The following is a 20394-nucleotide window of genomic DNA, read 5'->3' as shown; positions in this document are numbered from 1 at the left end:
CCGCACCCGGTCAGGCCGCCACCAGTCGCTGGCGGGAAGCCATGTCGCGGTAGAGATCACTCTCCTCCAGCAGTTCTTCGTGCGTCCCGACGGCCGTGACCCGGCCCTGGTCCAGCACCACGATCTGGTCGAAGTCCGCCACGGTCGACAGGCGGTGCGCGACGACGACGACGGTGCGATCACGCGAGGCCTCCCCCAGCGTCTGCTGGAGCAACTGCTCCGTCCGGGAATCCACGGCGGAGGTCGGCTCGTCCATCAGCAGGACCGGACGGTCCGCGAGGATCACGCGTGCCCAGGCGAGGCGCTGCCGTTGCCCGCCGGAGAGCCGGATGCCGTCCTCCCCCAGGTTGAGGTGCAGCCCGTCGGCGGTTCGGTCCCCGAGCGCATCGAGGCCGACGGCGGACAGGACGCGGCGGAGCTGGACGTCCGTGGCGTCAGGGGCGGCGAGCCGGAGATTGTCGGCCAGCGTCCCGCTGAGGACCGGCGCCTCCTGCTCGACGAGGCCGATCCGTGAGCGGAGCTCGGAGCGCGGCATCTCCGACAGTGCTGTGCCGTCGTAGGTGATGCTGCCGCCCGTGGGCTCGTAGAACCTCTCCAGCAGCGCCAGCACCGTGGATTTCCCGGCACCGGAGGGACCGACGAGCGCCGTCCTGCTCCCGGCGGGGACGGTGAAACTGACGCCGTCGAGCACGGGTCGGCCCTCGCCCGGAGGCTCCTCCGCGTCCGGGCGGCCCTGAGGGATCGGCGAGTCGGTCCCGTCCGGGGAACGGGCCGCCGTCGCGCCGCCGTCCTCAGCGTCCGACGCGTAGCGGAAGGTGACATCGCGCAGCTCGATCGAACCTGCGCGTGGACCGGCTGCCCGGATCGTGCGGAAGGGTCCCGCCGACGCGTCCCGGAGCGCCGCCGCCGTCTCCGGCGCCGGCTCCCGGATCGATGCTTCGCCCGTCGCCGGGAAGGGGCGGGCCTCGTCCGCCCGCTCCGGGTCGAGCCGGGCGATCTCCTGGATGCGGTCCAGCGCGGCGAGGCCCGACTGGATCTGGACGAAGGCGCTCATCGCCGACCCGATCGGCATCACGAGGAGGAACAGGTAGAGGATGAACGCGATCAGGTCGCCGAGCCGCAGCTCTCCCGCAGCCACGCGGATCCCGCCGACGGCGAGAACCACGATGAAGGCGCCCTGGATGCAGATCGACATGATGGGCTGGACGGCGGCCTGCAGGCGGGCCATGGCGATGCCGGCGCGATAGGCCCGCGACGCCTCGACGTCGATCACGGCGGCCTCGCGATCCTCGGCGACGGAGGCCTTGATGGTCCTGATGCCCGAGAGGCCGCGCTCCACCGCCGCCGTCATCGATCCCACGGCATCCTGCACGTCCCGGCTCCGCCGGCGGATGAGGCGGCCGAGGAACAGTACCCCGCCCGCGCCGAGGAGGACGGCGGACAGCGTGATCCCGAACAGCAGCGGGTCGATCAGCACCATCAGGACCACGGCGGCGCAGAACATCAGGATGGACGACACGATCTCGAAGAGACCCGAGGTGATGACGCTGCGCATCAGGGTCGTGTCGGACCCCACCCGGGACATGAGGTCCCCGACGCGCCTCCTGTCGAACTCCCGGATGGGCAGCGCCAGGAGTTGCCCGACCAGGGACCGCCGCACGCCGAGCACCACCGACTCCGCCGTCCGCTGCAGGAGGTAGGACTGCGCGGCCCCGAACACGGCGCCACCCAGCGTGATGGCGACCAGGAACCAGACGAACACGGTGGCCGGGCGGCTCGCGGAGACGGCGTTGACGAGCTGCTGGACCATCAGCGGCTGCGCGATCGACAGGCCGGTGGAGACGAGGGAGACGACGGCGACGAGGAGGAGCACACGCACGTGTCCCCTCAGATAGGGGAAGAACTCCCGCAGGGTGGCACGCGGTGCGGTGGGCTGCATCCTCACACAGTGCGCCGGGCCCTGGCGGGTGTCAAAGCCCTTCGCGGCAGGCGTAGCGGCGGCTGATCCCGACCACCGTAGCGGCGGCTGCCACCGGCAGGGGTAGCGGCGATCGGTACTCCGCCGGGCGGCGCGGCTCCGTCGGGCAGCCGCGCCGTCCGGCATGCGGTCAGGCGGCGAGGTACCCCTCGACGCCCTCGAGTCCGGTCCGCAGCGCTGCGAGCTGGCGCCGAACGGCGGTCGGAGCCGTGCCGCCCTGGGCGTCACGGCTCGCCAGTGATCCCTCGACCGTCAGCACCTCGCGCACGGCAGGCGTCAGGTGGTCGGAGATGCCCGCGAATTCCTCGTCCGTCAGGTCCCACAGCTCGACCCCGCGCTGCTCGGCGACGCGGACGGCAGCACCGGACAGCTCGTGAGCCTCCCGGAACGGTACGCCCTGACGCACGAGCCACTCGGCGATGTCGGTCGCCAGGGCGAAACCCTGGGGTGCGAGCTCCGCCATGCGGGCGGTGTTGAACACCAGCGTCGCGATCATCCCGGAAACGGCCGGCAGCAGCACCTCGAGGGTGTCGACGGCGTCGAAGACGGGCTCCTTGTCCTCCTGCAGATCGCGGTTGTAGGCCAGCGGCAGGCCCTTGAGCGTCGCGAGCAGGCCCGTCAGGTCACCGATCAGCCGGCCCGCCTTGCCGCGCGCGAGTTCGGCGACGTCGGGGTTCTTCTTCTGCGGCATGATCGAGGATCCGGTGGAGAAGGCGTCGTCCAAGGTGACGAAGGAGAACTCCTTCGTGGCCCAGAGGATGATCTCCTCGCTCACGCGGGAGAGGTCGACGCCGATCATCGCGGTCACCCAGGCGAACTCGGCGTACACGTCGCGTGAGGCCGTGCCGTCGATGGAGTTGTGCGTCGCCGAGAAGAACCCGAGGTCCGCTGCCACCGCCTCGGGATCGAGACCCAGCGACGAACCCGCGAGCGCTCCCGAGCCGTAGGGCGAGACCCCCGCACGGCGGTCCCAGTCCTGCAGCCGCTGCACGTCGCGCAGCAGTGCCCACGCATGGGCGAGCAGGTGGTGGCTCAGCAGGACCGGCTGGGCGTGCTGCAGGTGCGTCCGCCCGGGCATCGGCGCCTCGAGGTGCGCCTCCGCCTGGTCGACGAGCGCGCCGATCGTGGCGAGGACGCCGCGGGCGATGATGCGGGCGTGGTCCCGCAGGTACATCCGTCCCAGCGTCGCCACCTGGTCGTTGCGGGAGCGGCCGGCGCGCAGCTTGCCGCCGAGGGCCGGCCCCGCACGCTCGATGAGGCCGCGCTCGAGCGACCCGTGCACGTCCTCGTCGCTCTCGGCCGGGACATAGGCGCCCGATCGCACGTCGGCGTCGAGGCGGTCCAGGGCATCGATCATGCCGGCCAGTTCGGCGTCGTCGAGCAGTCCGGCCCTGTTCAGGACGCGCGCGTGCGCGCGGGAGCCCTCGATGTCGTACGTCGCCAGCCGCCAGTCGAAGTGGGTCGACTTGCTCAGCGCGGCGAGGGCGTCGGCGGGGCCGCCGGCGAACCGGCCGCCCCACAGCGAACCCTCGTTCGTCCCCGGGCGCCCCCCACCCTCGCTTCGCTCGGCCGGGGACCCCTGCGCTCGTGGGCCCACCGGGCGCCCCCCACCCTCGCTTCGCTCGGCCGGGGACCCCTGCGCTCGTGGGCCGCCGTCGTGCTGTGGGACCATCAGGCGCCTGCCCGCTGGTCCCGGCTCGATGCGACCTTGGACGAGAGGCCGAAGATGTCGATGAAGCCGCGGGCCATCGACTGGTCGAACGTGTCGCCGGAGTCGTAGGTCGCGAGGTTGAAGTCGTAGAGGGCGACGTCGGAACGGCGGCCCGTGACCGTTGCACGGCCACCGTGGAGGTCCATGCGGATGTCCCCGGTCACGTACTTCTGCGTGTCGTCGACGAACGTGTCGAGCGAGCGCTTGAGCGGGGAGAACCACTGGCCGTCGTACACCAGTTCGGTCCAGCGCTGGTCGACCGTCTTCTTGAAGCGGGCCTGCTCGCGCTCGATCGTCACGTTCTCGAGTTCGCGGTGTGCGGCGATGAGGGCCATCGCGCCGGGCGCCTCGTAGATCTCGCGGCTCTTGATGCCGACGAGGCGGTCCTCCACGATGTCGATGCGGCCGATGCCCTGGGCGCCCGCACGGCGGTTGAGCTCCTCGATGGCCTGCAGCGGGGTGACGGCGTTGCCGTCGATCGCGACGGGGATGCCCTCCTTGAAGGAGATGGTGACCTCGTCCGCGGCGGGCGGGAACTCGGGCGACTCGGTGTAGTCGTAGACGTCCTTGGTCGGCGCGTTCCAGATGTCCTCCAGGAAGCCGGTCTCGACGGCCCGACCCCAGACGTTCTGGTCGATGGAGAACGGGTTCTTCTTGGTGGTCTCGATCGGCAGGCCCTTCTCCTCGGCGAAGGCGATGGCCTTGTCACGCGTGAGGGCGAGGTCCCGGACGGGTGCGATGCACTTCAGGTCCGGGCCGAGGGTCTGGATGCCGACCTCGAAGCGGACCTGGTCGTTGCCCTTGCCGGTGCAGCCGTGGGAGACGGTCGTGGCGCCGAACTGGCGGGCGGCTGCGACGAGGTGCTTGACGATGACGGGACGGGACAGCGCCGAGACGAGCGGGTACGCGTCCATGTAGAGGGCGTTCGCCTTGAGGGCGGGCATGCAGTAGTCGGTGGCGAATTCGTCGCGGGCGTCCGCCACGTAGGCTTCCACTGCACCGCAGCCGAGGGCGCGCTGGCGGATGGTCTCGAGTGATTCGCCGCCCTGTCCGACGTCGACGGCCACGGCGATCACCTCGGCCCCGGTGGCTTCGGCGATCCAGCCGATGGCGACGGAGGTGTCGAGTCCGCCGGAGTAGGCGAGGACGATGCGTTCGGTCACGGGATGTGCTCCTTCGATTGTCCGGGCGGGGCGCCCGTGGGTCGTCTGTTCGTAGCTGGTGTCACGAGGTGGTTCGGGTGGTCTGAGGGTGGTGCGGGGCGCACTGGTGCCAGCCTATCGGCGCGGGCGTCAGGACTGCTCGGCGGGTCCCTGCGGTTCCTGTGCGAGTCCGAGGAAGCGTTCGGCGACGGCGGCGCCGCCGTCGGGTTCCCGGCTCACGAGCATCACGGTGTCGTCCCCCGCGATGGTGCCCAGGATGGACGGCATCACGGAGTGGTCGATGGCCAGGGCGAGGAAGTTCGCGGCTCCCGGCGGCGTCCGGAGGATGACGATGTTGCCCGAGGACTCGGCCGTCACCAGCAGTTCGTTGCACAGCTTCGCGAGCCGTGCGTCGAGGATCTCCTGCGAGACGCCGCTCTGGGCGTGGCGGCCGCCGCCCTCCACGGGCACGGCGTAGACGAGCGCGCCATCGGCTCCCCGGACGCGCACGACGCCGAGCTCCACGAGGTCCCGCGACAGCGTGCCCTGGTTCACCTGCACACCGTCCGCGGCGAGGAGCGCGGCGAGCTCCACCTGGGAGCGCACGGACTGCGCCGTGAGGAGATCCGTGATGCGTGCGTGCCGCGCCGTCTTCGTGGTGGGACGCACGGGATCGCGCTGGACGGTCATGGCGTCCGCTCCGGGCCCTGCCCGGTGGATCGGGCCACGAGCCACGTCATGAGCGCCTTCTGCGCATGCAGCCGGTTCTCCGCCTCGTCCCACACGAGGGACTGCGGGCCGTCGATGACCTCGGCGGCGATCTCGTAGCCGCGGTACGCGGGCAGGCAGTGGAGCACGACGGCGTCGGGCGCCGCCTGCGCCATGGCCGCCGCGTCCACGGCGTACGACCGGAACAGCTCCTGCCGGGCGGCCTTCTCGTCCTCCTGGCCCATCGAGACCCAGGTGTCGGTGGCGACGACGTCCGCACCGGCGAGGGCGACGGCGGCGTCGGTGGTGACGAGGACGGACCCGCCGGTCTCGGCGGCCCGCGCCTCGGCGGCGGCCACGACCGCGGGTCCGGGCAGGTAGCCCTCCGGCCCGGCGACCCGCACGTGCATCCCCGCGGTGGCGCCTGCGAGCAGGTAGGAGTTCGCCATGTTGTTGGCGCTGTCCCCCAGGTAGGTCATGGTCAGCCCGGCGAGGGCGCCCTTGTGTTCGCGGATGGTGAGGAGGTCCGCGAGCAGCTGGCACGGGTGGTAGTCGTCGGACAGGGCGTTGATGACGGGGACGCTCGACGCCGCGGCCATCTCCTCGAGTCCGGCCTGGGCGTAGGTGCGCCAGACGATCGTCGCGACCATCCGCTCGAGCACCTTCGCCGTGTCGGTGATGGTCTCCTTGTGCCCGAGTTGCGAGTCGCCCGCGCCGATGATGAGCGGCACGCCGCCGAGGTCGGCGATCCCGGCGGCGAAGGAGACCCGGGTGCGCGTGGAGGTCTTGTCGAAGATCACCGCGACCGTCCTGCGTCCGGCGCCCTCTCCCGCGAAGGGGGCGTGCGCGTAGGGGGCCGCCTTGAGTTCCGCGGCGAGGTCGAGGACCTCCGCCTGCTCCGCCGGCGAGAGGTCGGTGTCGACGAGGAAGTGACGCGTCATGCTGATGCCTCCCGGGCTGGGGTCTGGGCGGTGCGGAGGATGGCGGGCAGGGCGTCGAGGAACGTCGCCGCCTGCTCGGTGGTGAGGATGAGCGGGGGCGCGAGGCGGAGGGTCGACGGACCGGTCGCGTTGATGATGAACCCCGCGGCGAGCGCGGCCTGGACCGCAGCGGGAGCGTGCTCTCCGTCGAGGTCGAATCCGATCAGCAGGCCCTCGCCGCGGACGGCTGCGACGCCGTCGACGGCGGTGAGGCCGGCACGGAGGTACGCGCCGACGTCGGAGGCGTGCTGCAGGGCACCCATGGATTCCAGCGCGTGCAGGGTGGCGAGGCCGGCGGCCGTGGCCACGGGATTCCCGCCGAAGGTGGTGCCGTGCTGGCCTGCACCGATCAGCCCCGAGACGTCCTCGCCGAAGGTGACGAGGGCTCCGACCGGGAAGCCCCCGCCGAGGCCCTTGGCGAGGGTCATGGCGTCCGGGACCACGCCGTCGACCGCCTGGTGCGCGAACCAGTGGCCGGTCCGCGCGATACCGGACTGGACCTCGTCGAGGATCAGGAGGGCACCGTGCTCGCGGGTCAGTTCGCGGGCGGTGCGGAGGTATTCCGGTGAGAGCGGACGGACGCCGGCCTCACCCTGGATGGGCTCGAGGACCAGTGCGGCCACGGAGCCGTCCATGGCCTCGCGGAGGGCGTCGGTGTCGTTGAAGGGGATGTGCTCGACGCCGGCCGGCAGGGGCTCGAACGGCTCCCGGTAGGCCTTCTTGGACGTGAGGGCGAGGGCACCCATGGTGCGCCCGTGGAAGGCGCCGTCGAGCGCGAGGATGCGGCGCCTCCCGGTGGTGCTGTTCCTGCGGGCGAGCTTGACGGCGGCCTCGAGTGCCTCCGTGCCGGAATTGGTGAAGAACACGCGCGAGCCGGCGGGTGCCTGTGCCAGTGCGAGCAGCTTCTCGGCGAGCGCCACCTGCGTGGGGCTCGTGAAGAAGTTCGAGATGTGGCCGAGGGTGGCGAGCTGGCTCGAGACGACGGAGGTGACGAAGGGGTGCGCGTGGCCGAGGGCGTTCACCGCGATCCCGCCGAGCAGGTCGAGGTACCGGGTACCGTCCGCGTCCCACACGTAGCAGCCCGACCCGCGGACGAGGACGCGCTGCGGCGTCCCGAAGACACCCAGGAGCGCTCCGTTGTAGCGCGCGAGCCACTCCGCGCCGGAGTCACCGCCCGTGAGCACGTCGACGGCGCCATCGGCTGCCGGCGCTGCCGCGTGCCGTCCATGGGTCGCGATGGCGGTCTCGTTCATGCCTGTGCTCCTGCTGGACCGGTGGGTGCTGGACCTGTGGATCTGGTACCCGTGGGCACGACGCCGGGCACGACGTCGGGCACGACCTGCGTGCCGATGCCGGCGGTGGTGAACGTCTCCAGCAGCATGGAGTGGGCCAGGCGTCCGTCGACGATGTGGGCCCGTTCCACGCCGGCCTCGACGGCCTGCAGGCATGCCGCCATCTTCGGGATCATGCCGGACTGGAGGCTCGGCAGGAGTTCGCGGAGCTGCGCCGCGGAGAGGGAGGAGATGAGCGACGAGCGGTCCGGCCATGCGGCGTACAGGCCCTCGACGTCCGTGAGGATGACGAGCTTCGACGCCCCGAGTGCGGCGGCCAGGGCGGCGGCCGCGGAGTCGGCGTTGACGTTCAGGACCTGCTGGGTGGCGTCGCCGTCGGCGTCGTACTCCGGGGCGACCGTGGAGATCACGGGGATGCGGCCGGCCTGCAGGATGTCCAGGATGGCGCCGGGGTGGACGGCGGTCACCTCGCCGACGAGGCCCAGGTCCACCTGCTCGCCGTCGACGACGGTGCCGGTGCGGACGGCGCGGAGGAGCCCGCCGTCCTCGCCGGAGAGCCCGACGGCGTAGGGGCCGTGGGAGTTGATGAGGCCCACGAGCTCCCGGCCCACCTGGCCGGTGAGGACCATCCGGACCACGTCCATGGCCTCGGGGGTCGTGACGCGCAGTCCCCCCTTGAACTCGGACTCGATGCCGAGGCGTCCGAGCATCGCGTTGATCTGCGGGCCGCCGCCGTGCACCACGACGGGACGGATGCCGACGTGGTGCAGGAACACGATGTCCTCGGCGAAGGCGCGGCGCATCTCGTCGTCGACCATGGCGTTGCCGCCGTACTTGATGACCATCGTGGTGCCCGCGAAGCGCTGGATCCAGGGCAGGGCCTCCATCAGGGTGGCGGCCTTGTCCTGGGCCCTCAGGGTCGATGCCGACGGGGTCGTGCCGGGTGTGGTGCCGGGTGTCGTGCCTGTCGTCGTGTCGTTCGTCGTGTCGGTCATGGCGTCTCCCGTCAGCTCGAGTAGGCGGAGTTCTCGTGCACGTACTCGTGCGTGAGGTCGTTGGTCCAGATCGTGGCGGACGCGGAGCCGGCAGCGAGGTCGATCTCCACGGTGACGTCGCGCCCGGTGAGGTCCACGAGGTCGCGGGAGTCACCGATGCCGCCGTTCCGGCAGATCTGCACGCCGTTCATCGAGACGTTCAGCCGGTCCGGTTCGAATGCGGCGTCCGTCGTGCCGACTGCGGCGAGCACGCGTCCCCAGTTGGGGTCGTTGCCGAAGATGGCGGCCTTGAAGAGGTTGGACCGGGCGACGGCGCGGCCGACCGTCTCGGCGTCGCGCTCGGAGGCCGCGTTGACGGTCCGCACGGCGATGGTGTGGCTGGCGCCCTCGGCGTCGTTGATGAGCTGCGCGGCGAGGTCGAGGCAGACGTCCGTCAGGGCCGCGGTGAACTGCGCCTGGTCGGGGGCCACGCCCGCCGCGCCGGAGGCGAGGAGCACGACGGTGTCGTTGGTCGACATGCAGCCGTCGGCGTCCGTACGGTCGAAGCTGACCCGCGTGGCCTCGCGCAGCGCTGCGTCGAGGGCCGCGGGATCCAGCGCCGCGTCCGTGGTCAGCACCACGAGCATCGTGGCGAGGCCGGGGGCGAGCATGCCGGCTCCCTTGGCCATGCCGCCGATCGCGTAGCCCTCGCTCGCCGAGTCGGCGGTCGCCGGGTAGCGGGCCTCCTTCGGAACGGTGTCTGTGGTCATGATCGCCTCGGCCGCGGTCGGGCCGCCTCCCCTGCCGAGGGACCCGGCCGCGCCGGTCACGCCCGCGAGGAGCCGGTCCATGGGGAGCTGCTCGCCGATCAGGCCCGTGGAACAGACGAAGACGTCCGTCGCAGAGACGCCGAGGAGTTCCGCCGTGGCCTCGGCCGTGCGATGCGTGTTCTGGAATCCCTCCGGGCCGGTGCAGGCGTTGGCGCCGCCGGAGTTGAGGACGACGGCGTCCACGCGTCCGTCCGAGACGACCTGGCGGGACCACAGCACGGGCGCGGCGGCGACCCGGTTGGTGGTGAAGACGGCTGCGGCGTTGTGCAGCGGACCGTCGTTGGCGACGAGCGCGACGTCAGGTTTGCCGGTGCTCTTGAGGCCGGCGGCCACGCCTGCGGCACGGAACCCGCCCGGGTAGGTGATGCTCACGGTGCGATCCCCTGGATGGTCAGGCCCGCGGTCTCGTCGAGTCCGAGGGCGATGTTCATGGACTGCACGGCTCCGCCGGCGGTCCCTTTGGTGAGGTTGTCGATGACGCTGCTGACGACCACGCGGCCCGCATGCTCGTCGAAGGCGAGCTGCAGGTTCACGTAGTTCGAGCCCAGCACGGACTTCGTCGAGGGCCACTGGCCCTCGGGGAGGACGCGGACGAAGGGTTCCTCGGCGTACGCGGACTCCCACGCGTCCCGGAGCCGGGCATGGTCGACACCCGCGCGCACCTTCGCGGTCGCGGTCGTCAGGATGCCCCTGGCCATGGGGGCGAGGGTCGGCGTGAAGGACAGCGAGACGCGCTCGCCGGCGGCGAGGCTGAGGCCCTGCTCGATCTCCGGGGTGTGGCGGTGGCCGCCACCGACGCCGTACGGGCTCATCCCGCCCATCACCTCGGAGCCGATGAGGTTCGGTTTGGCGGCCTTGCCCGCGCCGGAGGTGCCGGAGGCGGAGACGATCACGACGTCGTCGGGCTCGAGGAGTCCCGCGGCGAAGCCGGGGGTGAGCGCGAGGAGCGCGCTGGTCGGATAACACCCGGGGACGGCGATGCGCCGGGCCCCCGCAAGATCCGCACGGGAACCCGGGAGCTCCGGGAGGCCGTACGGCCAGGTCCCGGCATGGGCCGATCCGTAGAACTTCTCCCACGCGGCGGGATCCTGCAGGCGGTGGTCGGCCCCTGCGTCGATCACGAGGGTCTCCGGTGACAGCTGCGCGGCGATCTCCGCACTGGCGCCGTGCGGGAGGGCCAGGAAGACGACGTCGTGCCCCGCGAGCACCTCGGGCGAGGTCTCCTGCAGCACCCGGTCGGCCAGGGAATGAAGGTGGGGTTGCAGCTCGCCGAGGCGCGCTCCCGCGTTACTGTGGGCCGTGATCGCGCCGATCTCGATCCCCGGGTGGTTGGCGAGGAGGCGCAGGAGCTCTCCTCCGGCGTAGCCACTGGCGCCGGACACGGCTGCGGTGAACGTCATGAGCCCAGCGTACAGCAAGGGTATGCATGCCGGCACATAATCATGCATATCGAATTCGGGGCGGCGGGAATAGCATGAGGACACGCCACCGAAAGGACCAGCATCATGCCCTCTGCCATCGTCGTCTCCGAACCCGGCGGTCCGGACGTCCTCACACTCGCGACCGTGGACAGGCCCGATGCCGGACCCGGGCAGCTCCTGGTGAAGGTCGCTGCGGCCGGCGTGAACTTCATCGAGACGTACCAGCGCAGCGGCGCCTATCCGATGCAGTATCCCTTCACGCCGGGAGCCGAAGCGGCCGGGACGGTGGAGGCGGTGGGTGCGGACGTCCGGGGCTTCGAAACGGGCGACCGGGTCGCCTTCGCCGAGGGCAAGGGGACCTACGGGGAGTTCGCCGTCGTCGACGCCGACAAGGCGCTCCCTGTGCCCGACGGCGTGGACCTCGAGACGGCTGCCGCCCTCCCCCTGCAGGGCATGACCGCCCACTACCTGATCAACTCGACGTTCGCCGTGCAGCCCGGCCAGACGGTCCTCGCGCACGCGGGCGCCGGCGGCGTGGGCCTCCTGCTGATCCAGCTGCTCAAGGCGAAGGGCGCGCGCGTGATCACGACGGTGTCGACGCCGGAGAAGGAGGAGCTGGCCCGCGGTGCGGGGGCCGACGAGGTCCTGCGGTACGAGGACTTCGCCGGCGCGGTCCGTGACCTCACCGACGGCACCGGGGTGGACGTGGTGTACGACGGGGTGGGCAGGGCGACCTTCGACGAGTCCCTGCGCTCGCTCCGGATCCGCGGAACGCTCGTCCTCTACGGCGCGGCGTCCGGGCCGGTGCCGCCGGTCGATCCGCAACGCCTCAACAGCGGTGGCTCGATCTTCCTCACCCGTCCCACGCTGGCGCACTACCTGCTGACACCCGAGGAGCGGCGCTGGCGGTCCGAGGAACTGTTCGGTGCCGTGGCCGCAGGGCAGCTCGATGTCCGCGTCGGCGCGCGCTACGCCCTCGCCGACGCGGCACGGGCCCACGAGGACCTCCAGGCCAGGCGCACCACGGGCAAGGTGCTGCTCCTGCCCTGAGCCGTCCCGGGCCGCCGGGAAGCGGGCGATGTACGGCTCATCCCCAGTAGGCCGCGATGCAGTCCCCGGGTCTGCCTCCCGCGGCGCCGAGGAGAAAGGCGTCGCGCCGTTCCTGGCCCGACCCGTAGCCGGTGGCCGACTGCGCGACCCCCATCGCCGCGACGGCCGCGAACGCCCCGTGGACCGCGGCCGAGCCCAGGGCCTCGGGCAGGTACCGGGTGGAGAGCCACGTGCCGGCGAGGCAGTCGGCGATCAGTTCGCGATTGGCTCCCGTGAACACCGGAACCGGGTTGGAGGATGCCTCGAACCAGTGGAGCGCGAGTTCATGCTGCACGTGGTGCCCGAATTCGTGGGCGAGCACCAGTGCCACGGCGAACTCCCCGGCGCTTCCGGTGGTGGATCCCGCGCTCCACAGGTGCTGGAGGGTGGTCACCGGAAGAATGATCATGCCGTTGTCCGAGTCTCCGGCGTGACGGGGGTTCGCCGGGTCGTCGGGGTCGTAGGGATCCACCGGGCAGTAGTAGGCGTTGGGGTGGTCGTGCTCCACCGTGATGCGGTGCGAGGTGTGCGGATCCCTGCAGTGTGAGGAATGGGTTCTCCCCGGCGGGATGAGGGTGTAGTAGACCACTGGCTCTCCCAGCCCGTTGTCGTCGAACCAGGCGCTCCACTGCGTATCGAGGTCGCGGAGCACCCCGAGGAGGTAGGAATGCATGGGCCCGGCAGCCCCGGGCTGCGGCACGCGGCTGCGAGGCGGCACGCGAGCGGGGATTGCCGGTGCCATCGGGAGCAGGCAGGAAGTGCCTGCCTGCGGGCATCTCCCGCCGTCGGCCGTCCGCCCGGTCCCCGACGGTTCCGCCCCCGGGCGCGGCGAACCGGGCCACCGCTGCGGCTCAGCGGCCCCTGTCCGGGCGGACGATCGGGATCCGTCCCAAGAAGCGTGACGGCTCGGAGGAGGATCAACGGGCACATCGGGTTGGGCCGGTGGCGGGGTGCACGCCGCGAGCAGCCACAGGGCGGGCAGGCAGAGAGTGAGGGTGCGGGCTGGACGGGAGGATGTGCCGGCCATGGGGAGGGCTTCCGACAAGGACTGCTGCGGTCCTGGAGCGGCTCCCCGCGCAGGCCGGACCAGGTGGATAAGCGGGCAGGGCCGTGCCACTGCCGAAACGGCACAGCTCCCGCGTGGATCTGAGGCCTGTGTGCAGGGAACCGGCCCGGTGAGCACCGTTGCAACGCCGTGGTTGCTGCGTCAATCGTAGATCGATTCCTCCCGCCCGTACATGGGCCGGAAGGCGTCGTTCAGAGGTGCCGGCGTTCCTCCGGAGCGGCCCTCTGCGGGCACGCGCTCCGTACGGGGGCGACGACGGCAGCTCCGGGCGGGCCCGGAGCTGCCGTCGCTCAGCGCTGGACGGCGCCGAACCGCTCTCCTGCCAGCGCGACTGCGGCATCGCGTGCCGCGCTGGCCTCGTCCGCCGTCAGGGTGCGGTCCGGGGCGCGGAAGCGCAGGGCGAACGCCAGCGACTTCCGTCCCTCACCGATGCCCTGTCCGGTGTACACGTCGAACAGGCTGACGTCCTCGAGGAGCTCCCCTGCGCCTTCACGGAGCGTCTCGAGCACGTCGCCCGCGACCACCCCGGCGTCGACCACGAGGGCCACGTCCTGCGTGGCCGGCGGGTAGGTGGACAGCGGCCGCGCGACGATGACGTCCGCTGCGGCGTCGAGCAGCAGGTCCGCGTCGACCTCCAGCGCCACGGTGCGCGCCGGCAGGTCCTGCGCGGCGATCAGCTTCGGGTGGAGCTCACCCGCGTAGCCCAGCACCTCTCCGCTGCGCAGCGAGAACTCCGCGGTGCGTCCCGGATGGAACGCCTGGTGGCTCCCCTGCCGCACGACGACGTCGACCCCGGCGACCTGTGCCATCAGCCGGACGACGTCCACTGCGTCGGCCCAGTCCCAGGCGCGCGGGACCACGCCTGCCGACGGCGCCGCCTCGTGGCCCGTGAACAGTGCAGCGATGGTCTGCGGCTGGTCCGGGATACCGGCGTACAGGGCGTCCAGGACCTCGTCGTCGGGCCTGGCACCGAGCGGCGGGATGGATGGTGTGCCGAGCACGTCCCCCGGCAGGAAGACGGCGCCCGTCTCGAACAGGGCCAGGTCACGGAAGCCGCGCGAGGAGTTGCGCTTCGCGAGCTCCACCAGACCGGGGAGGATCGACCGGCGCAGGTATCCGAGCTCCGCGCTGAGCGGGTTCGCGAGCTTGACCGAGGCGACGGCAGCTCCCTCGTCCGGCGTGCCGAAGACCGCGTTGGCGTGCCCGCTGACGAACGGGTAGGACAGCACCTCCGTCAGTCCTGCCGCGGCGAGCGCGTTCAGGAGCCGGCGGCGCTGCTGCTGCAGGCGGGTCAGGCCGCGTCCCGGAGGCGCGACGGGCAGGGTGGACGGGATCGTGTCGTAGCCGACGAGCCGGATGATCTCCTCGGTGAGGTCCTCGCGGGTCTCGAGGTCGGTGCGCCAGCTCGGCACCGTGACCCGGTATCCGCCGTCGGCGTCCGCCACGGCCGCGCCGAGGTCGGTGAGCGTCCCCCGGATCTGCTCGTCCGTGAACGGCCGTCCGATCAGGCGGGCCGGGAAGTCGGCCGCCAGCTCGACGACGCGCGGCTCCGGCGCCTGGCCGGCGTCCGTCGCGGTGTCGTCGACCGTGCCGCCCGCGAGCTCGAGGAGGAGTTCGACGGCGCGCTGCGCGGCGACGTCCGCCACGTTCCAGTCCACGCCGCGCTCGAAGCGCTTGGACGCCTCCGAGGGCAGCCGGTGGCGGCGCCGGGACCGGCCGATACCGACCTCCTCGAAGTGGGCGGACTCGATGAGGACGTTGCGGGTGTCCCCCGAGACCTCGGTCGCCGCGCCGCCCATGACGCCGGCGATCCCGATGGGGCCGGTCGCGTCGGTGATCAGCAGGTCCTCGGCGTCGAGCGTACGCTCCCGGTCGTCGAGGGTCCGCAGCGTCTCCCCTGCGACGGCACGGCGGACCACGATGTCGCCCGAGAGCTTGTCGAGGTCGTAGAAGTGCAGCGGCTGGCCGAGTTCGAGCATCACGTAGTTCGAGATGTCGACCACGAGGGAGATGGAGCGTATCCCGGCGAGGCGGAGGCGCGCGGACAGCCACGGCGGGGTGGGACGCGACGGGTCGACGCCGCGGACGGTCCGGGCGACGAAGCGGTCGCAGCCCTGCCTGCCGTAGATGGGGGCCGAGTCCTCGAGGCGCACCGGGTAGCCGGCGCCCGCCGCGGTGGGGACGACGACGGCGGCTGCCGGGTCCGTGAACTCCGTCCCGGTGGCGTGCGCGTATTCGCGTGCGACGCCCCGGATGGAGAAGCAGTACCCGCGGTCGGGGGTCACGTTGATCTCGGCGGCCTCGTCGTACAGGCCGAGGAGTTCCATGGCGTCCGTGCCCACCTCGGGGTCGAGCCCCAGGGTGGAGAGCACCAGGATGCCGTCGTGGTCCTCGCCGATGCCGAGTTCGCGCACCGACGCGATCATGCCGGCGGACACGTGTCCGTAGGTCTTGCGGGGGCTGATGCGGAAGTCGCCGGGAAGAACCGCTCCGGGCAGGGTGACGACCACCTTGTCGCCCTCGACGAAGTTGTGGGCACCGCAGACGATGCCCTGCACGCCCGAGGGGTCGATACCGTCGCCCGTGAGCGTCTGCTCGGCGCCCTCGGGCACCACGCGCACGGTGCACCAGTTGATGGTCTTGCCGTTGGACTGCGGTTCCTTGACGAGGCTGAGCACCTGGCCGACCACGATGGGACCGGTCAGCTCGTCGGTGGGACGATGGACGTCCTCTTCCTCGAGGCCGACCTTCACGAGCTCGGCCATCACGTCTTCCGCGGTCGCATCCGCGGGCACGGCTGCGTACTCGCGCAGCCAGGACAGTGGGATTCTCACCTAGATCTCCATCCCGAAGTGTTCGCTGAAACGTACATCGCCCTCGATCATGTCCCGCATGTCGCTGACCTCGTTGCGGAACATGAGGGCCCGTTCGATCCCCATGCCGAAGGCGAACCCGGAGTACACGTCCGGGTCGATCCCGGTGGCGCGGAGCACGTTCGGATGAACCATGCCGCAGCCGCCCCATTCGATCCAGCGCGGGCCGCCCTTGGCGCCGGGATGCCAGATGTCGAGCTCTGCACTGGGTTCGGTGAACGGGAAGTAGTTGGGGCGCAGGCGTACCTTCGCCTCGTCGCCGAAGAGCTGGCGCGTGAAGTGCTCCAGCGTGCCCACGAGATCGGCCATGGTGAGGCCCTTGTCGATCGCGAGTCCCTCGAACTGGTGGAAGACGGGGGTGTGGGTGGCGTCGAGCTCGTCGGTGCGGAACACCTTGCCCGGGCACAGGACGTAGATGGGCAGCTCGCGCTCGAGCATGGAGCGCACCTGGACGGGCGAGGTGTGCGTGCGCAGCACGAGGTGCGCCTCGGGCGGCTCCACGAAGAAGGTGTCCTGCATCTCGCGGGCCGGGTGGTCCGGCTTGAAGTTCAGCGCGTCGAAGTTGAACCACTCGGACTCCAGTTCGGGGCCTTCTGCGATCTCCCAGCCCATGCCCACGAAGACGTCGCTGACGCGTTCCTGCAGCGTGGACAGGGGGTGGCGTGCCCCGGGCCGACGACGGCGGGGGGCGGCGGTGACGTCCACGGCCTCCTCGACGAGGATCCGGGCATCGCGCTCCGCTTCGAGCTCCGTCGTACGGGACGCCAGGGCGGAGTTGATCCGGCCGCGGGCGGGCCCGATGTTCTTGCCGGCCGCGGACTTCTGTTCCTTCGGCAGGGCGCCGATCCCCCGGTTCGCGAGGCTCAGCGGCGACTTCTCGCCGGTGTGCGCGATCCGGGCCCCCTTGAGCGCATCGAGGTCGGCTGCGGCTGCGATGTCGGCGAGCGCGGCGTCGACCGCGGCGGCGACCGACGCGGCGTCCAGCGGATCGGGGACGGGGGCGCCCGGGCCGTCTGGCCCGGCGTGCTCTGGGGTTTCGGACATGGGGTTTGCTTACCTTGCACTCTCAGTGTGCGGCGGGCGGTCTGCGGACAGTCCGGGCCGTGGACAGGAAAACGCCGGGTCGCAGCGGGGCGCACCGGCGTGTCAAGTCTAGGCGACGGGCTCGGCGGCACCACAACCGCACCGGCCGCCGGACCTGCCGCCGGACCTGCTGCCGGGCGGCGCGGTGCGCCGTACGATGACGGCATGACGCCGGGACTCGTACCGTTCCTCAACTGGATCAACCTGTCGACGCCGTGCGGGCTCGCGGTCGCGGCCCTGTCGGGTTGCCGGGTCTCACCGGGCCCTCACGGGATCCTGCTCGCGGAGGGGTACCGCCGCCGCCTGCCGAGGGCGCGTGCCTTCACGGTGGGCAGCGTGGTGCTGCTCAGGGGGCGGGTGCCCGACGGCGCTCCCGCGGGTTTCGCCCGGCTCCTGGAGCACGAGGCCCGCCACACCCGGCAGTACGCCGCCTGCCTCGGGCTCCCCTTCCTCCCGGCCTATCTGCTGGCGGCGGCGTACTCGCTGCTGCGGACCGGCGACCCGGCGTCGCGCAACCTGTTCGAGCGGAACGCCGGACTGGTCGACGGCGGCTACCGCGAGCGACCGCTCCGGCCGCTCGCAGGCGTCGTTCGGAACATCCTGTCCCTGCGGGGGCGCCGGGCCGTCCTGGGTGCGGCACGTCCCGACGGCCGGTCCCGCATCAGTGCTCCGCGCCCGCGGTGATCCGGGCGTCCGCCGTCGTGCCGGCCGCCGTCGTCGCGATGGCCACGAGGGCCGCGGCCATGTCCTCGATGGGGAGGCCTGCCTGCCGATGGGCCCCGCCCTGCTCCGTCGAGTACGGGACGTGGACGAAACCGCCGCGGACCCCCGGGTGGTCCGCGAGGAGCGACATCAGGCCGTAGAAGATGTGGTTGCAGACGTAGGTGCCCGCCGTCTGCGAGACCTCCACCGGTACGCCCAGCGCCGCCACGGCCTCGCGGCACGCCTTGATGGGCAGGGAGGAGAAGTACGCCGCCGGCCCCCCGGGCACCACGGGCTCGTCGATGGGCCGGCACCCGGCGTTGTCGGGGATGCGCGCGTCGTCCACGTTGATCGCCACGCGCTCGATCGAGACGCGCTCCCGACCGCCGGCCTGCCCGACGCCCAGGACGATGCCCGGACGGTACCGCTCGAGAGCGGCCTCGAGCACCTCGATGCTCCGCCCGAAGACGCACGGGACCTCGACGGCGACGGCCTGCTGTCCCTCGGCGGTGAGGAGGGCTGCGGCCCGCCGGGCGGCGAGCCAGGACGGATTGGTCGCTTCTCCCCCGAAGGGTTCGAAACCTGTCAGCAGGATCATGCTGACAGCCTAGACGACCGCCGTCCCACCACGACAGCGTATTAGTACACATGTTCTAATGGACGTCATGCGATGGGAAGGCCAGAAGATCACGGACGACAGCGGTGCCGCCGAGCCCGCCCTGGTACCGATGGCCGGCCTGGTGCGGACCGTCCGTACGCCGGAGTTCGCGGGGCTCACGTTCCACGAGGTCACCGCGAAGTCCGTCCTCAACAGGGTGCCGCCCACCTCGTCGATGCCGTTCTCCTGGACCATCAACCCGTTCCGAGGCTGCTCGCACGCCTGCGTGTACTGCTTCGCCCGCAAGACGCACAGCTACCTCGACCTCGACACGGGGCTCGACTTCGATGCCCAGCTCGTGGTGAAGATCAACGCCGCGGAGGTGCTCGCCCGGGAGCTGGCCCGCCCGTCCTGGGTCCGCGAGCATGTCGCCCTGGGGACGAACACCGATCCCTACCAGAGAGCGGAGGGACGGTACAGGCTGATGCCCGGCATCATCTCGGCGCTGGCCGACTCGGGGACACCGTTCTCCATCCTGACGAAGGGCACCCTCCTGGCCCGCGACATCCCACTGCTGATCTCCGCTGCCCGGTCGGTGTCCGTCGGCATGGGCATCTCGCTCGCGCTGGTGGACCCGGTCCTCGCCGAAGCCATCGAGCCCGGCACGCCCGCCCCGAGGGCCCGGCTCGCCCTCATCTCCCGACTCCGCGAGGCCGGTCTGCCGTGCGGCGTGATGGCCATGCCGATCCTGCCCTGGCTGACCGACGGCGACGAGTCGCTCGACCGGTTGTTCGGCGAACTCGCAGCAGCCGGAGCCACGGGTGTGACCGCCGGCCCCCTGCATCTGCGTCCCGGCTCCCGCGAGTGGTTCCTGCAGTGGCTCGCAGCCCACCATCCGCACCTCGTCCCGAAATACCAGGAGCTCTATCGAGGCGGGAGCTACGCCTCCCGGGAGTACCGGGACTGGCTCTCGGGCAGGATCCGCCTCTTCCGGAGCAAGCACGGGCTCGCGGCCGGGGCCGGTTTCTTCCGGAACCTCTCCCCCGCGGGAGGGCCGGAGCACACGACGGCGCCCCCCGCCGGTACCGGAGCGGTCACGCGCGCTGCCCGCCCGGTCCAGGCGTCCCTGTTCTAGGAGTACGCCCGGTCCACGACGTCGTCGCGACCCGCCGCTGCCGCGCGCAGGGCGACGAGGATCGGCCGGTCAGCCGGGATCCATGGCAGGGCATCGAGTTCTGCGTCCGGGTGCAGGGGCACCCAGCGCACCTCGTCATGATCCTGCAGGGGCTCGGGATCGCCGGCGGTCGCTTCCGCGAACCAGACCCGCATGGCGGCGCTCTCGTTGAGCGGCCACCCCTGCGGACCGGGTCCGCGGATCTCGGCGCCCAGGCGTGCCCGGATCCCGAGTTCCTCCTCGAGCTCGCGTCGCAGCGCCGCCTCGCACGACTCCCCGGCCTCGACCTTGCCTCCGGGGAACTCCCACATACCGGCGAACTGCGGCGGGGCCGTGCGCCGGGCCACGAGGAGGCGGGTCGGGTTCCCGAGGGAGTCGACGACGGCCGCGCCGACGATCTGGCGGAGGCTGTCCGATGCTTTCGTCACCCGCCGAGTCTAGCCACGGGACGGGTGCCCGCCGTCACCCCGTCGGGCGGGGCGTGCCGGTGACGGGACGACGACGGAGCGGCGGTCAGCTCTCCTCGGCGGCCGCGAGCCCGTCCCCCGTCGGCGCTGTCTGGTGTTCCGGGTTGTCGCCGCGACGGTACTCGCCGTGCGGGCTCAGCCCCGGTACCTGCTGGCCGGCGTTGAGCTCGGTGGAGGTGTAGGTGTCCTCCGAGAATTCGGCCGCGCTCTCGGCCTCAGGCTCCTGCGGAAGATTGATGTCCTCCCGGAGGTGCTCGCTCTGTGGCAATTCGTATGAATGAGGTGTCCAGCCCATCGTTCGATCCT

Annotated in this window: 18 protein-coding genes; 3 read left to right on the top strand and 15 right to left on the bottom strand. The window is 71.6% G+C overall.

Annotated elements, in window-relative coordinates; genetic code table 11:
* Positions 1 to 10 precede the first annotated feature (10 nt).
* From ACX80U_RS14875 to argC, 9 genes are all read right to left on the bottom strand, one after another.
* Positions 11 to 1939 (bottom strand): ABC transporter ATP-binding protein, encoded by a 1929-nt coding sequence (locus ACX80U_RS14875; protein ID WP_459268985.1) that lies wholly within the window; start codon positions 1937 to 1939, stop codon positions 11 to 13.
* 169 nt (positions 1940 to 2108) lie between these two features.
* Positions 2109 to 3650 carry an argininosuccinate lyase gene (argH, locus tag ACX80U_RS14870; protein WP_459268984.1) on the bottom strand — a complete coding sequence of 514 codons (1542 nt, stop codon included), beginning with the start codon at positions 3648 to 3650 and terminating at the stop codon, positions 2109 to 2111.
* Positions 3650 to 4852, bottom strand: a complete 1203-nt coding sequence (locus ACX80U_RS14865) for an argininosuccinate synthase (RefSeq protein WP_459268983.1) — start codon at positions 4850 to 4852, stop codon at positions 3650 to 3652. The genes argH and ACX80U_RS14865 overlap by 1 nt, the downstream gene beginning before the upstream one ends.
* Positions 4853 to 4981: 129 nt before the next feature.
* Complete coding sequence (locus ACX80U_RS14860; RefSeq protein WP_133082257.1) at positions 4982 to 5521, bottom strand: arginine repressor; 540 nt, start codon at positions 5519 to 5521, stop codon at positions 4982 to 4984.
* Positions 5518 to 6480 carry an ornithine carbamoyltransferase gene (gene argF, locus ACX80U_RS14855; protein ID WP_459268982.1) on the bottom strand — a complete coding sequence of 321 codons (963 nt, stop codon included), beginning with the start codon at positions 6478 to 6480 and terminating at the stop codon, positions 5518 to 5520. Before argF ends, ACX80U_RS14860 begins: the two co-directional genes overlap by 4 nt.
* A complete protein-coding gene (locus tag ACX80U_RS14850; RefSeq protein ID WP_459268981.1) occupies positions 6477 to 7772 on the bottom strand; it encodes an acetylornithine transaminase in 1296 nt (431 codons plus the stop codon). The genes argF and ACX80U_RS14850 overlap by 4 nt, the downstream gene beginning before the upstream one ends.
* Positions 7769 to 8698 carry an acetylglutamate kinase gene (gene argB / locus ACX80U_RS14845; protein ID WP_459268995.1) on the bottom strand — a complete coding sequence of 310 codons (930 nt, stop codon included), beginning with the start codon at positions 8696 to 8698 and terminating at the stop codon, positions 7769 to 7771. The genes ACX80U_RS14850 and argB overlap by 4 nt, the downstream gene beginning before the upstream one ends.
* A 119-nt stretch (positions 8699 to 8817) precedes the next feature.
* Positions 8818 to 9987, bottom strand: coding sequence for a bifunctional glutamate N-acetyltransferase/amino-acid acetyltransferase ArgJ (argJ, locus tag ACX80U_RS14840; protein WP_459268980.1), 1170 nt, complete (start codon positions 9985 to 9987; stop codon positions 8818 to 8820).
* A complete protein-coding gene (gene argC, locus ACX80U_RS14835; protein ID WP_133082252.1) occupies positions 9984 to 11015 on the bottom strand; it encodes an N-acetyl-gamma-glutamyl-phosphate reductase in 1032 nt (343 codons plus the stop codon). Before argC ends, argJ begins: the two co-directional genes overlap by 4 nt.
* 105 nt (positions 11016 to 11120) lie before the next feature.
* Between argC and ACX80U_RS14830 the strand changes: the two genes are divergently transcribed.
* Positions 11121 to 12086, top strand: coding sequence for a quinone oxidoreductase family protein (locus ACX80U_RS14830; RefSeq protein WP_459268979.1), 966 nt, complete (start codon positions 11121 to 11123; stop codon positions 12084 to 12086).
* A gap of 37 nt (positions 12087 to 12123) precedes the next feature.
* Here ACX80U_RS14830 and ACX80U_RS14825 read toward each other — a convergent pair whose 3' ends face one another.
* The 3 genes from ACX80U_RS14825 to pheS form a co-directional block, all read right to left on the bottom strand.
* Positions 12124 to 12798 carry a neutral zinc metallopeptidase gene (locus ACX80U_RS14825; RefSeq protein WP_459268978.1) on the bottom strand — a complete coding sequence of 225 codons (675 nt, stop codon included), beginning with the start codon at positions 12796 to 12798 and terminating at the stop codon, positions 12124 to 12126.
* 683 nt (positions 12799 to 13481) lie between these two features.
* Positions 13482 to 16025 carry a phenylalanine--tRNA ligase subunit beta gene (gene pheT / locus ACX80U_RS14820; protein ID WP_459268977.1) on the bottom strand — a complete coding sequence of 848 codons (2544 nt, stop codon included), beginning with the start codon at positions 16023 to 16025 and terminating at the stop codon, positions 13482 to 13484.
* Positions 16026 to 17108: a phenylalanine--tRNA ligase subunit alpha gene (gene pheS, locus ACX80U_RS14815; RefSeq protein ID WP_459268976.1), complete on the bottom strand. Its 1083-nt coding sequence runs from the start codon at positions 17106 to 17108 to the stop codon at positions 16026 to 16028.
* Between the two features lie 204 nt (positions 17109 to 17312).
* On the opposite strand from pheS, the gene ACX80U_RS14810 reads away from it, so the two are divergent.
* The gene (locus ACX80U_RS14810) at positions 17313 to 17831 is read left to right on the top strand and encodes an eCIS core domain-containing protein (RefSeq protein ID WP_459268975.1); all 519 of its coding nucleotides are present in this window, start codon (positions 17313 to 17315) and stop codon (positions 17829 to 17831) included.
* On the opposite strand, the gene pcp is transcribed toward ACX80U_RS14810, so the two are convergent.
* Positions 17809 to 18447: a pyroglutamyl-peptidase I gene (gene pcp / locus ACX80U_RS14805; protein WP_459268974.1), complete on the bottom strand. Its 639-nt coding sequence runs from the start codon at positions 18445 to 18447 to the stop codon at positions 17809 to 17811. The genes ACX80U_RS14810 and pcp overlap by 23 nt on opposite strands.
* Positions 18448 to 18514: 67 nt before the next feature.
* On the opposite strand from pcp, the gene ACX80U_RS14800 reads away from it, so the two are divergent.
* Positions 18515 to 19582 carry an Rv2578c family radical SAM protein gene (locus ACX80U_RS14800; RefSeq protein ID WP_459268994.1) on the top strand — a complete coding sequence of 356 codons (1068 nt, stop codon included), beginning with the start codon at positions 18515 to 18517 and terminating at the stop codon, positions 19580 to 19582.
* On the opposite strand, the gene ACX80U_RS14795 is transcribed toward ACX80U_RS14800, so the two are convergent.
* Positions 19579 to 20049 carry a (deoxy)nucleoside triphosphate pyrophosphohydrolase gene (locus ACX80U_RS14795; protein WP_459268973.1) on the bottom strand — a complete coding sequence of 157 codons (471 nt, stop codon included), beginning with the start codon at positions 20047 to 20049 and terminating at the stop codon, positions 19579 to 19581. The genes ACX80U_RS14800 and ACX80U_RS14795 overlap by 4 nt on opposite strands.
* 85 nt (positions 20050 to 20134) lie before the next feature.
* Positions 20135 to 20383 carry a hypothetical protein gene (locus tag ACX80U_RS14790; protein WP_459268972.1) on the bottom strand — a complete coding sequence of 83 codons (249 nt, stop codon included), beginning with the start codon at positions 20381 to 20383 and terminating at the stop codon, positions 20135 to 20137.
* Between the last annotated feature and the right edge of the window lie 11 nt (positions 20384 to 20394).

This window comes from Arthrobacter sp. TmT3-37 (assembly GCF_054510835.1).
This window is presented reverse-complemented; position numbering and strand designations above follow the sequence as displayed.